Here is a 13,679-nt window from a genome sequence, read left to right as displayed (position 1 = left end):
TCTTGAGCTTTCTAAATTGAGTCACTATAGAGAAGAAGCGAGCGGTACGCGAAAAGCGCGTCGCTCGGCTGTTTCCACAGCCTAATGGTAACGATTCTCATTGTAAAGATGAATGGGTTCGCGTTCCTCACCTGTGAGTTTCCCGTCACGGGCCGCAAAAGCCGGTTACGCTGTAACGGTGACGGAAGAGGAATTTCGCGTGTTCAATGCGCCGCTTGAGGGTTATGGTGACGACGACGTCGAACGAAGTGTATCCGAGCCGCCGAAATCTCGGTCTCGCACCGCCTTTGAACGCGATCGGGCGCGAGTCTTGCACTCCTCGGCTCTGCGGCGCTTGGGCGCAAAAACGCAGGTGCTCGGCCCCGAATCGAATGACTTTATCCGCACCCGGCTCACTCATTCGCTCGAGGTGGCGCAGATTGGCCGCTCGCTTGCGAAGAACTTCGGTTGCGATCAAGATCTGGTGGAGGCGGCGTGCCTGTGCCATGATCTGGGCCACCCGCCCTTCGGTCACAACGGGGAAAGTGCCCTCAATGAAGTAGCTAAGGATATTGGCGGCTTTGAGGGCAATGCGCAAACCCTACGAATTTTGACTCGGCTCGAACCAAAGCGGATCAGCGATTTTGGCCGGCCCGCGGGCCTCAACCTCACCCGTGCTACCCTCGACGCCACGATCAAATACCCTTGGCCACACGGGGGAGGGCCCCGCGACGAGGCCGGCGTCCCGACTCCAAAATTTAACTACTATGCCGACGACGCCGATATCTTTGACTGGGTGCACGCCAATCACGGCCTGGCGCGTTCCTTCGAGGCTCAGGTGATGGATACCTCGGACGATATCGCCTACTCGGTGCACGATGTGGAAGATGCGATTGTGCGAGGTTACTTTGATCCGGCTATGCTTCGCGAGGCGGAGGAGCGGGAGCGCATCGTGGAATCATGCGCTAGCTGGTATGGCTGGGAGGAGGCGGCGCCCTTGCGGGAGGCGCTGGATCGGCTCATTGTTGAGGAGAAGTGGCCTCTCAATTTCTCTGCCACTTATCGCGACCTCGCCGCGGTGAAGGACCTCACCTCCGATCTTATTGGCCGCTTCGTCTCCGCTATCGTCGTTGCTACGTGGAAGGCGCATGGCCGCGCGCCCATTATTCGTTATGGCGCGGATTTGGTGCTTCCCACCGATACCTGGGCAGAAATCACGGTTCTCAAGGGCATTGCCGTCACCTACGTGATGGCGCCGCGGGCCCATGAACCGCAATACCTGGAGCAAAGGTCAATTCTCTTTGACCTGGTGGATGCCCTCCTCGAGCGGCCCGAACAGCTTGAGCCGCAACTGCGTGAGCTGTGGGGAGGGGCCGACGACGCCGAGCGACTTCGCATCGTCGTCGACCAGGTGGCAAGCCTCACCGACCAATCGGCACGGCAGTGGCACTCGCGCCTAGTGGGAATGCTCCGAAACTAGCGGTTCTGCCAGAGTGCGGGATTGTCTGGCGTTACAAACAGTTACCGCGCGGTGTGGCTGTGTCCTCTTGCTACTTGGACGCGATACGCCGGCGAGTGCCGGTAGCCGTTTGGGTGCGGTAAAACGTCGGAAAAAGCGACGAGCTAAATACTACGACGAGCTCAAAAGGCCTGACTCACCGAAAGCGCGCCAAGCCAAAAGTGCCCCGGGCAGGACTTGAACCCGCGACCGATGGATTATGAGTCCACTGCTCTAACCAGCTGAGCTACCGGGGCGACGTCAAAAAGTGACCTTGTGATCTTAGCAGGTGCCAGCGTCCCCGGCACCTGGCGCGTTAGGCATATCGATCTTGGCGAAAAGCCGCCTCAGAGCTGGCGCTCATCGCAAGCGCGGCGCTGGGCCTCTAGCTCCATAAGGCGTGCAAAGAGCTGGTCACGGGCGCCATCTTGGGGATCGGTTCGCTGCAATGCGCTTCGCACATCCCCGATCTGGCGCACAATTCCCTGCCGAATCAATGAGAGAGTGATGCCCCACACATAGTTGGGAAGTCTCTGCGCATCGGTTTCCAGTAGCTTCTCGGTTGCCAATTGGGAGACCACCGGTGCTAGCGTTTCCCCGGCCTGCTCGCAAACCGCTTCGATATATGCCGCATTGGCGGCGCGTTCGGCCTGCGCCTCATCTACCTGGTTGGCGATAAGCTCGTTTTTCCGGTCCGCCCACATTTGTGTTCCGCCCGCAGCGCGAATTGCCTCGTGTACGCGGCGGTGGGTGGGGACAACGAAGGTTTGGGAGGGTAGTGAGTCCATCTCGGCCTCGCGCGCAAAGGCGGGCAACTGCAGATAAATATTCAGGGCTTCGCGTTCCACCCGCTCCGTCATATCGGTAATGGTTTCCCGCGGGGCAAGGGCGGCGCGGGCGGGAGGGGCTCCGGCCTCGGCTTCTTCACCGGCCAGGAGCTGACGCTGGGGAAGGGGATGACGCGCGGCCTGAGCCACCGCCTGGGTCACGGGGATCTCTTCCATTCCTAGCCATCCAGCTAGGTTCCGGGTATATTCCCCGCGCAGTACGCGGTCTCGTATCCCGGCCACAATCGGAGCTGCCGCCCGGAGCGCGGCTGTGCGCCCCTCCGCCGTCGCCAGCGGCATCGCGTCAATAATCGTGCGGATGGCGAATTCAAAAAGTGGCCGGCGCGAGGCGATTACTCCGCGCAGCGCCTCATCCCCCAGATTTTGCCGCACCTCGCACGGATCGAGGCCATTGGGGGAGATGGCCACAAAAGTTTGCGCCGCGAAAGCCTGATCTTCCTCAAAGGCGCGCAAAGCGGCTTTTTTCCCCGCCGCATCGCCGTCGAAGGTAAAAATAACCTCGCCTCCGTAGCTTCCTCCGCTACTCAGGCTGATTCCAGCTGCGGGATTGGCGGAATCGCCCAGAAGTCGGCGCACGATTTTCACGTGGCCCTCACCGAATGCGGTGCCGCAGGTGGCCACGGCGGTGGTGATGCCGGCCAAATGCGCGGCCATAACGTCCGTGTACCCCTCCACAATCACGATTTGCTTTTGCTTAGAGATCTCCCGTTTTGCAACGTTCAGACCGTAGAGCACGTGGGATTTGTGGTAGATGGGTGTTTCGGGAGTGTTGAGATACTTCGGCCCGTCTGCGGCATCGTCGATTTTCCGCGCTCCAAATCCAATGGGTTCGCCGGTAATTGAGTAAATCGGCCACATTAGGCGGCCGCGGAAGCGGTCATACAGCCCGCGGTTTCCCTGGGTGGCGAGGCCTGCCGTCACGATTTCCTTATCCGAAAAGCCGTTGCGGCGTAGCTCGGTGATTAGCGCATCCCACGAATCGGGGGAGTAGCCAACGCCGAATTTGTCCATAGCGTCGGCCTCGAACCCGCGTTTGGTGAGTACCTCACGCGCCTCCTCGGGCGCGTCAGTTTCGTAATGACGCTGGAAGAATTGTTGGGCCACCCGGTGCGCATCAATAAGACGCCGCTTAGAGGGTTCGCCCGGTTTTCGCTCCGGGCCGCCATCCTCGTAATGCAGCTCAATCCCGAACTTGCGAGCCAGGAGTTCCACGGCCTCAACAAAGCCGATGTTCTCTATCTTTTGCACAAAGGCAATGACGTCGCCATCCTCCCCGCACCCAAAGCAGTGGAAGCGCCCGTGGTTGGGGCGAACGTGGAACGACGGCGTCTTTTCGTCATGGAAGGGGCACAAGCCTTTGAGGGAATCCATCCCCGCCGGCTTGAGATTTACGTATTGAGAGACGACCTCGTCAATTCGCGCTTCACCGCGAACGCGATCAATGTCTTCCCGTCGAATAAGCCCCGCCATAGGGATCATTCTAGAAGTAGTAGCGACACGCTTCCATGAGCCGGGTCGCGGCGCGGCCCGGATCCGCGGCCGGCCCCATGGTCGCGGAGGCCGCGCGAACAAGGCCTCGCGAGTGAAATACGCCATAATTTGGTTTGTTGTCTCGTTATTTGCTTTCTTGGCACTTATTCTCTTCTGCGGCCCGAAGCCAGACCGGTACGGGAAGATGTGCCGGTAAGGGCGCCCCCATTTCCCGGTTCACTTACTTGAACCCTGCCGCGAAAGGATACGAGTTTGACCTGGTCACCAACACCTGAAGACAATAAGAAGTTCCTCGACATGGCGATCGAGGAGGCAAAGATTTCTTGGAATGAGGGCGGTATCCCAATTGGGGCCGTCCTCGTTTTTGATGGAGAGGTTATTGGCCGCGGCCACAACCGCCGTGTACAAACCGGATCTCCGATTCTCCACGGCGAAACGGACACCATCCAGAACGCTGGCCGCCAGCCGGCCTCCGTATATCGCAACTCGGTTCTTTACACCACGCTCTCTCCCTGCTTGATGTGCGCCGGAACCGCTGCGATGTACGAAATCCCACGCATTGTTATCGGGGAGAACCGTACTTTCGAGCAGTCCGAGCAGTTCTTGCTGAGCCGCGGTATCAAGCTTGATGTACTTCAAGACCCCGAGTGCATTGCCATGATGGAACGCATGATTGCCGAAAAGCCCGAGCTGTGGAGCGAGGACATTGGGGTGGAAACCGATGAACTCGATCCGGCCCGCACCTGCGGTTGCAACTGCGAGCACGCCGAGCAGAACTCGTCTGAGGAAGGAACGAACTAAGTGGCAAAGATGAACGCAACAACGATTTCCGCCGCCTCGCCGGCCGCATCTTCGCCGAGCCTTTCCGGCCTCGAAGAGCCCAAGGCGCAAGCGATTTCGGCCGGTGCGGCGCAGCCTGCGTCCACCGAGCCAATCGACACCGATTACCCGCTCACCCCGGTTCCCTTCTCCGCGCGCAAAAGCGGTGCTTCCATCGCTGTCGTGCTTTTGGGCTTCACAATTTTCGCCCCAACTTTGATGGCTGGCGCCTCGGTTGGCGCGGCCTTCCGCTTTTCCGACTTCTTGTTGTTACTCCTCATTGGTTCCGCTGTTTTGGGAACCTACGTTGCAGCGATTGGTTTTTTGGGATCACGAACCGGCCTCACCACAGTGGTGATGAGCCGGTTTTCTTTTGGAAACAAAGGCTCGAAGTTCGTTTCGCTCCTGCTGGGCGGAACGCAGGTTGGCTGGTACGGCGTCGCCGTCGGGACCGTCGGTGAAATGACAGCTCTCGCCCTCGGGTGGGAAAGCTGGTGGGCACCTGCCGCCGTGATGATCGTGATCTCCACCCTCATGGCGCTGACCGCGCTGTACGGCTACGAGGGAATGTACTGGGTGTCGCTGATCTCGACGCCGCTGATACTTATGCTCGCGGTCTGGATTACCTGGCTCGGCTTCAACGAAGTTGGGGGATGGTCAGGAATGTTTACCCTCCAGCCCGCATCGAGCATGACGTGGTCGGTTGCGGTGACCACGATTGTAGGAACCTTCTCCTCCGCCGGCACCCAGGCGGCTAACTGGACCCGCTTTGCCCGTAGCGGCAAAAGCGCCGTCACGGGTTGCATTATCGGATTCATCCTCGGCAACGGCGCCATGGTGTTCTTCGGTGCCGTGGCCGCCCTCGCCTTCGGAGAAGCTGATTTCGTGAAGTTGCTAGTGGGCATGGGACTCGGCGCGGTGGCCATCTTCTTCCTAGTGGGCAATTTCTGGAAGTCCAACGCCGACGGTGCCTATGCCTTTGGTGTGGCCGGGGCAGAAATGTTCGATTACCCCTCCAAGGCGCCCTTTATCGTGGGCGGCGCGACGCTGGGAACCATCCTCGCCCTCACCGGGGTGCAGGGACATATTGTGGGTTACTTGGCCCTGCTCGGCATCGCTATCCCGCCACTGGGCGGCGTGATTATTGGTGACTGGATCGCTCGCTGGCGCAAGGGCCAACCGGCCGTCTCTCACGTGGGAGTCGGGGTGCGTTGGCAGGGCTTCGTTCCCTATATCCTTGGTACCCTGCTTGCCTGGTACACGAATAATGCTGGGATCGGCATTGCGCCGCTGAACGGAATTATCGCGGCCATGGCCCTCGCCTGGTTCGCTACCAAGCTCTTCCCCGATGCTACGGATCGCGCGGTTGCCAGTGGCGAAGCGCAGATCGTGGCTCCGTACGCGCGCTAAGTTCTAAATACTCCAGCGCGCCTACACGCACAGCGGGCGGCGGGAAATCCCGCCGCCCGCTGGCTTATTTACTGAGCGCGCCGGGCTTTCGCACGCGCCTTCGCCCGCGCTCGCTAGTTGAGCGCATCTGGCGCGGCCCGAAGGCGGGCTTGGCGCGCGGCAAGAAAGCGGACCCGCTAGTCCACTTCGAAGGTCACAATATCGACCTCTATATCACGCCCGACCTCCGGATAGTGGAAATCCAGGGCGTCTTGCAGCTCTTGCAGATTGGCAAAGCCATCGCGTTGCGCATCAACATCGGTCAGCTCGTCGCGCCCGGCTTGGCGAACTTTTGTCACCCGCGCATCGAAGACCACCGTTTCGCCGTCGCTTTTTTCAAATATAAGCCGCGCCGGGCCAACCTCGAAGGGATCGTCAAAGCGAATCGTCTGCCGCTTGCGACCCTCGCGCACCAAGCCTTCGTACCCCTCCCAGAAATAAATCCGTTGCGGCTTGTTTGAGTCGGTGACGTCGTAGGCGTAGGGGAGAAGATCCGAAACGGAAAGCGGCTCCAGGCCGTTGGCGTTATGCACAATGCATTCGATAGCCGGATCGCGATCAAAGAGGATCTGCCGGCACTTGCCGCAGGGAGAAATCACGCGCCCGGTGGGCCCGTAAATCGCGACGATAGCGCGCACCGGATCGTCCGGAGCGATTTCGGCATGCTTTGCCAGCGCGGTCACTTCGGCGCACGGGCCGCCCAGGTAGTGATGGGAGTTGAGGCCGGAAATAACGGTTCCCGACGCGGTGAGGAGGGACGCGGCCACGGTGTGGGTGTCGGCGTCGCAATTCTTTTCTGCGTATGCTTTGGCGGCCGCCACGAGGCCGCGGTAATTCTTGTTTAACACAATCCAAAACTACCCTGTCGAAAGGTTGCGAGGCGAAAACTCGAGGTGGTTGAGGTACATCGCGTCAAAAACGCGCTAGGCTAGGACTTACGTCACAACGTATGGAGAAGTGGCCAATGCGCAAGGAGGCGTCAGATGCCCGCTTTGAGAGGCAAGGTTGTTTTAAAGGATTCGGTGCTCAGCGACGGCGTCGTCGCCTGGGAAGGCGATACCTTCACCTACGTGGGTGAACCGCGCGAGCGTGACGGCGAGCTACCGACCTCGGACCACTACATACTTCCCGGTCTCGTTGATGAGCACGTGCACGGCGGCGGGGGAGAGTCCTTTGCCGACGCCGTTGAGCTGGCTCAGGTGGAGCGGGCCGCAAGTGAGCATCTGCGGCATGGAACAACCCGCCTAGCGGCCACCCTTACCACGGCAGATACGGAGGAGATGACCCGCGCGGCGGGCGTGCTCGCCGATGCCTGCGAAGCAGGAGTTATCTCGCGCATCAACATTGAGGGGCCATTCCTCTCCAAAGAGCGGGCCGGCGCGCAAAACTCGGCCTATATTCTTCCCCCGGATACCCGGGCCGCGGCAGAGGTGATTGACGCGGCGCGCGGCTGGGCGTGGTCGCTCACGCTCGCTCCCGAGATGGAGGGCAGTGAGCAACTGATTGAATATGTGGTCGAGCGCGGGATTACCCCAACTTTTGGCCACACTCACGCCGATGCGCGCGATGCGCGCCGCGCGCTCGATATAGCCGTGGCAAAACTGCGCGAAGTCGGTAGCTCGGCGCGGCCGGTGGCGGTACATTTATTCAACGCCATGCGAGAAGTGATGCACCGCGCCCCCGGACCGGTGCCGGTCTTTATTGCGAGAGCGGCGCGGGGGGACGCGAGTGTGGAGCTTATTGCCGACGGCGTCCATCTGGCACCCTCGCTAGTCCGTGACTTGGTGGATATCCTCGGGCCGGAAAAGATATCGCTTATTACCGATGCCATTTCCGCCACCGGTATGGAAGATGGCACCTACGAACTTTCGGGGCTACGCGTGCACGTGGCCGAAGGCATCGCGCGCTTGCGAGGCGGAAATCTGGCCGGCGGAACCTCCCATCTTTTAGACGTCGTTCGCACCACCTGGCGAGGTGGGGTGGAATTGGCCGCGGCCGTGCAGATGGCGTCGGCGACCCCGGCGCGCGTCATGGGCTTGGGCAAGATCGGCGAGCTTTGCGAAGGCTTTATAGCGGACGTGCTGGTTGCCGATGAAAATCTTTCGCCCGTGGAGGTCTACCGCGCCGGCGAGCTCATTGGGGCCTGAGCGGCCGATAGCTACTGGCCGCGGGTGCATCTAGTGGCTGGTCTCCGGCGCGCCCAGCGCATGGGAGATTTTTTCCGCCGTTGCCTGGGCGAGCGGAGCCAGCTTTTCGATATCCGCAATGGAATTCTCCAGCGCTAGCGAGGTCACCGACAGTGCGTGCGTGACCTTCCCCGTGTGGTTGCGAATCGGCGCGCCAATACAACGAATACCGGGGACGTTTTCTTCGTCGTCGAAGCTGTATCCGCGCTCGCGAATGGCCTCCAGATCCTTTAGAACTGACTCCAGGGTGAGGTGGGTGTTCGGGGTCTTGGGAGTAAGGCCGGGATCCTTCACGTAGTTTTCGATGGCGCGGTGCGAGAAATCGGCCAGCAGAATCTTTCCAATCGCGGTGGAATGTAGCGCCAGCCGGTCGCCAATCTTCGAGGGAATGCGATAGGGCGTCTTTCCGTTCTCAATGGCCACGTAAATAGCCTCCGTGCCGTTGAGGGCGCCAATATGCACGGTGTAGCCGGTTTCCTGCGCGAGCTCCTCGATAAACGGGGTAGCGATTTTCGCGATATCGATTTTCTCGAAGGCGTGCCCCGCCAAGGTGAGGGTAGCTGGCCCGGGGATGTATTCGCCCTCGCTCGTGACGGTGACGAAGCCGTAGTCAATAAGCGTCTGGAGAATTCGGTGAACAGTGGTTTTTGAAAGACCTGATTCATTCACGATATCGGTGAAGCGGCGGTTCTCGATCGCTGCCTTGAGGATTATGACCGTCTTCTCGGCGGCGGAAACTTTTGCCTGTGCCATCTACTTTGACCGCTTTCGACATAATGAGACTTAGGGGAGCGACGTCGCCATAGACGCCATCCTCAATTTGGGATTTACCCGACAATTATAAGTTATGGTCTCCGGTACTTGTATGGGTGGTTGCGGAAGTCTATTATTCCAATAGCTAGCTATTTGGAACTAGGTTCCATTTTTTGATTATTCGTCGTCGCATCGGAGCGATAGGCCAAGGAGGGCCCTGTGAGCGTCGTAAGGCAAGTGAAAACCGCGGACGTCAGATTTCCAACGTCAGAATTTTTGGATGGCTCCGATGCCATGAATCCGGATCCGGATTACTCGGCCGCGTATATCACCATTGAAACCGACGCGGACGATGGGCTTTCCGGTCACGGTTTTGTTTTTACGATTGGTCGCGGGAACGACGTCGTCGTCGCGGCAATCGATTCCCTTAAGCACTACATCCTCGGCAAGAATGTGGAAGATCTGCTGGCGGATATGGGTGCTACTTCGCAGATGTTTATCACCGATTCGCAGCTACGCTGGCTCGGGCCGGAAAAGGGCGTGGAGCATATGGCGATCGGCGCCATGCTCACGGCGCTCTGGGATCTGAAGGCCAAGCGGGCCGGTAAGCCGCTGTGGGAGTTGCTTTCGGATATGACCCCGGAAGAGCTGGTTGACCTCGTCGATTTCCGCTACCTCACCGATGCGCTGACTCGCGATGAGGCGCTGGAGATTTTGCGTAAAGCCGAGCCCGGCCGCCAGGCTCGTAAGGAAGAACTGCTTGCCAAAGGGTATCCGGGGTACTCAACGGCGCCGGGCTGGCTTGGCTACTCGGATGAAAAGATGGTCCGCTTGGCTAAGGAAGCCGTGGAAGAGCAGGGATTTAAGCAGATCAAGCTCAAGGTTGGCGGAAACGTCGAAGATGATAAACGCCGGCTCAAGTTGGCCCGCGAGGCCATCGGCCCGGATATCAAGCTAGCTGTGGATGCTAACCAGGTCTGGGACGTTCCGGATGCCATTGAGTGGATCAACCAGCTCCAAGACTATGACCTGGCCTGGGTTGAAGAGCCCACCAGCCCGGACGATGTTCTGGGACACAAGGCAATCCGGGAGGCCATTAAACCCATTCCGGTAGCCACCGGAGAACAAATGCAGAACCGTATCCTCGCCAAGCAGTACCTGCAGGCCGGGGGACTTGACGTTTTGCAAATGGATGCCACCCGCGTTGCGGGTCCGCAGGAGAATCTGGCGATTCTCCTTCTTGCCGCCAAGTTTGGTGTTCGCGTCTGCCCGCACGCCGGTGGGGTTGGGTTATGCGAGCTCGTTTGCCATATGTCGATGTTTGACTACGTGGCGGTTTCCGGGGATTGGGATAATCACTTCATTGAATACGTGGATAATCTGCACGAGCACTTTGTTCACCCCACGGTTATCCGCGACGGTCGCTACCAGACGCCCACCGCGCCGGGAGCGGGCTCGGAAATGAAACCCGAATCGATTACGAAGTACACCTTCGATGCGGCGTCGCATCGAATTCTGGGGCAGTAGATTCGAGCATCTGCGGGGAGGGGCAAGAAAATGGACTTGCAGCTAAAAGAACGCCCGGTTGTTATCACCGGCGGTCTGCAAGGTATTGGGCGCGGCATCACGGACGCTTTGGCGCGCGAAGGAGCGATCCCGGTGGTACTCGATCGCGAGCCGGAAACTGAGGAGTTCTCCGCGGCGATGGCGGCTCTAGGAGCCAACTACGAGTATTTCGTTATCGACCTCAATAACACCTCGGAGATTAAGCCAATCATCGATGAAGTTCACCAGAAGTACGGATCGATCTACGGCGTCGTCAATAATGCGGGCGCCAACGATAACCGTGACCTCGATTCCACGAGCTGGGAAGAATTCGAACAGTCGATTCACGGAAACCTCACCCACTACTACGAAACTGTGCATGCGGCCGCGGATTATCTGCGAGAAACCAAGGGAGCGGTCCTAAATATCACCTCGAAAACAGCGCTCACTGGGCAGGGGAAGACTTCTGCTTACGCTGCCGCGAAAGGGGCGATTCTGGGCCTCACTCGCGAGTGGGCGGCCGCTTTCGCAAAAGATGAGGTGCGCGTAAACGCGGTGGTCGTGGCCGAATGCTGGACTCCTCTATACGAAAAGTGGATCAAGAGCTTTGGCTCAGAGGACGAGCAGCGGGCGCGCCTGGAGGAGATTACGAACAAAATTCCGCTCGGTAAACGCATGACCTCCGCGCAGGAAATTGCGAATATGTCGGTTTTCCTGCTTTCGCCTCTTTCCTCCCATACCACCGCGCAGTGGATCTTCGTGGATGGCGGATACGTCCACCTCGATCGAGCCCTCTAGTGAAGAAACAGAGAGATGCGGTTATGGCGACCAAGGGAAGGATGAAGGGGAGTGTGTTCGACGGTGGTAAATAAGCTACGAGTGGTGGACTCGCATTTCCACATTTGGGATCCGGCAGTCCAGCACTTGCCGTGGTTGGCAACTGCCAGCCCGGCGATCCGGAGGCGATTTACACTCGACGACTTAGCGCGAGAATACGCTGCCTACGACGACGTCGAATTTCTCGGTGGCGTCTATATCGAGGTAGACCAAGAGGATTGGGCACAGGAGGATCGCCTTCTGGCACAGAATAAAGACCCGCGACTTTTGGCATGTATGTTGCGAACTGAAGTAGGGCCGAGCATGCGAGTGCCGCTCCACGCGAGAGGCGTGCGCGATCCGTTGCACGTTGATTCCTCTCCGCGTGGTCGCTGCTTGGATCCCAAGTTCATCGCAGGTCTGGAGCTTTTGGCTCATCACGGTTTGCCGTTTGAAGTGACCAATCGGGGCGAGGAAATTGGCGACATCGCCCAGGCGTTTTCGCGGGTACCGGCTTTGACCATGATTTTCGACCATCTCGGCAACGTGAAAGAGCTGGATTGGGGCACGAAAGATGCGTTATCCCAGATCGCTGAACTCCCTAACTCCTACATAAAAATTTCAGGGGATGAGCCGGTCGATCCGCGGGTTGCCGAGTACGTGAAGCAGGTGTTTGGGCCAAAGAAGGTTCTTTTCGCTTCTAATTATCCGGTAGTTCTGGCGAGCGGTAGTTTCCGAGCGCATTTTGATCAGTGCAGATCAATATTTGGTGACGACCCCGATTTCTTTGCTGGTAACGCGATTCGCGCCTACGGGCTGACGGTTTCCGTGTAGCGGGCAGTCGATGGAAAACGCGGGAAAAAATTCTGAATGGAGAGGCATGTTCCAGGGTATTTTCACACCTTCAATCACACCCATAACCGAAGACGGAAAGATCGACTTCACGGGGTGGGGCAAGCACATCGATCACCTTGCAGATGCGGGAATTGATGGGATTCTCATTTTTGGATCCATTGGCGAGTTCTATGCTTTTTCCCAAGAGGAGAAGCGCGAGGCGATCGACTTTATGGCCGAGCGGCTTCGCGGGCGGACAAAGTTCCTGGTCGGCACGGGTGGAACCAACCAGGACGAAGTTATTTCCCTCAGCCGTTATGCGGCGCAACGGGGAGCTGATGCGGTCGTGATTATTTCGCCGTATTACTTTGGACCCTCTGATCCTGCGGCAGAACGATACTTTGGCTCGATAGCAAGCCAGCTCGATCTTCCAATCCTCCTCTACAATTTCCCGGCGCGCACCGGCTCCGACCTCAGCCCCGAACTGGTGGCGAAACTGGCCGCGAAGTATCCGAACATCGTTGGCATCAAAGACACCATTGATACCGCTTCCCACACTCGCGCGCTGGTGCAGGCGGTTCGGGAGGTTCGCCCGGACTTCTCGGTTCTTTCGGGATTTGATGAGTACTACCTCACCAACCGGCTGTCCGGCGGAAGTGGAATTCTCACCGGTATGACCAACGTGGAACCGGAAACCTTTGTTCACCTTCATCGCGCCTACGAGGAAAGCGATGCCGCGGAGGTGAGGAGAAATGCGGAACGAGTGGTGAACCTTATGCGGATTTACGGCGTGGCCGATCTATTCATTTCCGCCATAAAGGTGGGCGTGAAACTCAAGGGTTTGGATATTTCTACCGCAATAAAGGAGCCTGGGATCCAGGCTGACGCGAAAGTGGAGCGCCGTGTGAAGGAAATTCTCGATACGCCTTTTCCTAGTAGCGTTGAACTAGACAGCCGCGCCGTTTCGGGAGAATAGGGAACCACTTCATGCTAAAAGGAATTTCACCCGCGATTTCGCCCGCCTTGCTCAAAGTTCTTGCAGAAATGGGGCATGGAGACGAGCTCACCTTGGCAGACGCGAATTATCCCCAGGTGGGTTCGGCTGATCTTATTATCCGCGCCGATGGAGTGGGGATTCCGGAGCTCCTGGCAGGGATTTTGGAAATTTTCCCGCTGGATTTTTACAACGACTGGCAATACGGTCTGATGCGACCCGTGGGGGACGATCCTCGCCCAGATATCTGGGATACCTATAGAGGAATCATTGACCAGGAGTACCCGGCGGCCGAAGTCAAGCTCTTTGAGCGTTTCGAATTTTACAAACATGCCAAGACCTCCTACGTCACCGTCTTGACCGGCGAAACCGCGCAGTACGGCAACGTGATCCTCAAAAAAGGCGTTGTGCTTCTCTAGGAATGTCCGTTGAACGGGGCCGCCCCGGGTTGTCGAGGTGCGCGAGTG

The 13,679-nt window shown here is 58.5% G+C and carries 12 protein-coding genes and 1 tRNA gene; 9 read left to right on the top strand and 4 right to left on the bottom strand.

Going from position 1 to position 13,679, the window contains the following annotated elements; genetic code table 11:
* Positions 1 to 112: 112 nt before the first annotated feature.
* A complete protein-coding gene (locus BN2664_RS00885; RefSeq protein ID WP_007000332.1) occupies positions 113 to 1,459 on the top strand; it encodes a deoxyguanosinetriphosphate triphosphohydrolase in 1,347 nt (448 codons plus the stop codon).
* Between the two features lie 201 nt (positions 1,460 to 1,660).
* Here the strand turns inward: BN2664_RS00885 and BN2664_RS00880 are convergent.
* Together BN2664_RS00880 and dnaG are read right to left on the bottom strand one after the other, a co-directional pair.
* A tRNA-Ile gene (locus BN2664_RS00880) sits at positions 1,661 to 1,734 on the bottom strand.
* Positions 1,735 to 1,824: 90 nt separating this feature from the next.
* Positions 1,825 to 3,795 carry a DNA primase gene (dnaG, locus tag BN2664_RS00875; RefSeq protein ID WP_007000331.1) on the bottom strand — a complete coding sequence of 657 codons (1,971 nt, stop codon included), beginning with the start codon at positions 3,793 to 3,795 and terminating at the stop codon, positions 1,825 to 1,827.
* Between the two features lie 273 nt (positions 3,796 to 4,068).
* Between dnaG and BN2664_RS00870 the strand changes: the two genes are divergently transcribed.
* Both BN2664_RS00870 and codB read left to right on the top strand, forming a co-directional pair.
* Complete coding sequence (locus tag BN2664_RS00870; protein ID WP_040316918.1) at positions 4,069 to 4,617, top strand: nucleoside deaminase; 549 nt, start codon at positions 4,069 to 4,071, stop codon at positions 4,615 to 4,617.
* A 9-nt stretch (positions 4,618 to 4,626) separates the two neighbouring features.
* Positions 4,627 to 6,045: a cytosine permease gene (codB, locus tag BN2664_RS00865; protein WP_081586565.1), complete on the top strand. Its 1,419-nt coding sequence runs from the start codon at positions 4,627 to 4,629 to the stop codon at positions 6,043 to 6,045.
* A 176-nt stretch (positions 6,046 to 6,221) separates the two neighbouring features.
* Here codB and BN2664_RS00860 read toward each other — a convergent pair whose 3' ends face one another.
* The gene (locus BN2664_RS00860) at positions 6,222 to 6,932 is read right to left on the bottom strand and encodes an ASCH domain-containing protein (protein WP_007000328.1); all 711 of its coding nucleotides are present in this window, start codon (positions 6,930 to 6,932) and stop codon (positions 6,222 to 6,224) included.
* A gap of 135 nt (positions 6,933 to 7,067) precedes the next feature.
* Here BN2664_RS00860 and BN2664_RS00855 point away from each other — a divergent pair, with 135 nt between their 5' ends.
* Positions 7,068 to 8,231 (top strand): N-acetylglucosamine-6-phosphate deacetylase, encoded by a 1,164-nt coding sequence (locus BN2664_RS00855; RefSeq protein ID WP_007000327.1) that lies wholly within the window; start codon positions 7,068 to 7,070, stop codon positions 8,229 to 8,231.
* A 30-nt stretch (positions 8,232 to 8,261) separates the two neighbouring features.
* Here BN2664_RS00855 and BN2664_RS00850 read toward each other — a convergent pair whose 3' ends face one another.
* Positions 8,262 to 9,023, bottom strand: a complete 762-nt coding sequence (locus BN2664_RS00850) for an IclR family transcriptional regulator (protein WP_007000326.1) — start codon at positions 9,021 to 9,023, stop codon at positions 8,262 to 8,264.
* Positions 9,024 to 9,242: 219 nt separating this feature from the next.
* Between BN2664_RS00850 and BN2664_RS00845 the strand changes: the two genes are divergently transcribed.
* From BN2664_RS00845 to BN2664_RS00825, 5 genes are read left to right on the top strand one after another with little or no spacing between them, the layout of a single operon-like run.
* Positions 9,243 to 10,550: an enolase C-terminal domain-like protein gene (locus BN2664_RS00845; RefSeq protein WP_007000325.1), complete on the top strand. Its 1,308-nt coding sequence runs from the start codon at positions 9,243 to 9,245 to the stop codon at positions 10,548 to 10,550.
* A 30-nt stretch (positions 10,551 to 10,580) separates the two neighbouring features.
* Positions 10,581 to 11,366, top strand: a complete 786-nt coding sequence (locus BN2664_RS00840; RefSeq protein ID WP_007000324.1) for an SDR family oxidoreductase — start codon at positions 10,581 to 10,583, stop codon at positions 11,364 to 11,366.
* A gap of 51 nt (positions 11,367 to 11,417) precedes the next feature.
* Positions 11,418 to 12,218, top strand: coding sequence for an amidohydrolase family protein (locus BN2664_RS00835; RefSeq protein ID WP_007000323.1), 801 nt, complete (start codon positions 11,418 to 11,420; stop codon positions 12,216 to 12,218).
* 46 nt (positions 12,219 to 12,264) lie between these two features.
* The gene (locus BN2664_RS00830; RefSeq protein ID WP_007000322.1) at positions 12,265 to 13,194 is read left to right on the top strand and encodes a dihydrodipicolinate synthase family protein; all 930 of its coding nucleotides are present in this window, start codon (positions 12,265 to 12,267) and stop codon (positions 13,192 to 13,194) included.
* Positions 13,195 to 13,205: 11 nt separating this feature from the next.
* On the top strand, positions 13,206 to 13,631 hold the full coding sequence (locus tag BN2664_RS00825; RefSeq protein WP_007000321.1) for an RbsD/FucU family protein: 426 nt from the start codon (positions 13,206 to 13,208) through the stop codon (positions 13,629 to 13,631).
* Positions 13,632 to 13,679: the final 48 nt, after the last annotated feature.

This window comes from Actinobaculum massiliense, from assembly GCF_001457435.1.
Taxonomy (GTDB): Bacteria; Actinomycetota; Actinomycetes; order Actinomycetales; family Actinomycetaceae; genus Actinobaculum; species Actinobaculum massiliense.
This window is presented reverse-complemented; position numbering and strand designations above follow the sequence as displayed.

Coding starts and splice junctions, on each gene's coding strand:
- BN2664_RS00855 (WP_007000327.1), top strand. CDS start 7,068: ATGCCCGCTTTGAGAGGCAAGGTTGTTTTAAAGGATTCGGTGCTCAGC.
- BN2664_RS00830 (WP_007000322.1), top strand. CDS start 12,265: ATGTTCCAGGGTATTTTCACACCTTCAATCACACCCATAACCGAAGAC.
- codB (WP_081586565.1), top strand. CDS start 4,627: ATGAACGCAACAACGATTTCCGCCGCCTCGCCGGCCGCATCTTCGCCG.
- BN2664_RS00825 (WP_007000321.1), top strand. CDS start 13,206: ATGCTAAAAGGAATTTCACCCGCGATTTCGCCCGCCTTGCTCAAAGTT.
- dnaG (WP_007000331.1), bottom strand. CDS start 3,795: ATGGCGGGGCTTATTCGACGGGAAGACATTGATCGCGTTCGCGGTGAA.
- BN2664_RS00850 (WP_007000326.1), bottom strand. CDS start 9,023: ATGGCACAGGCAAAAGTTTCCGCCGCCGAGAAGACGGTCATAATCCTC.
- BN2664_RS00885 (WP_007000332.1), top strand. CDS start 113: ATGGGTTCGCGTTCCTCACCTGTGAGTTTCCCGTCACGGGCCGCAAAA.
- BN2664_RS00840 (WP_007000324.1), top strand. CDS start 10,581: ATGGACTTGCAGCTAAAAGAACGCCCGGTTGTTATCACCGGCGGTCTG.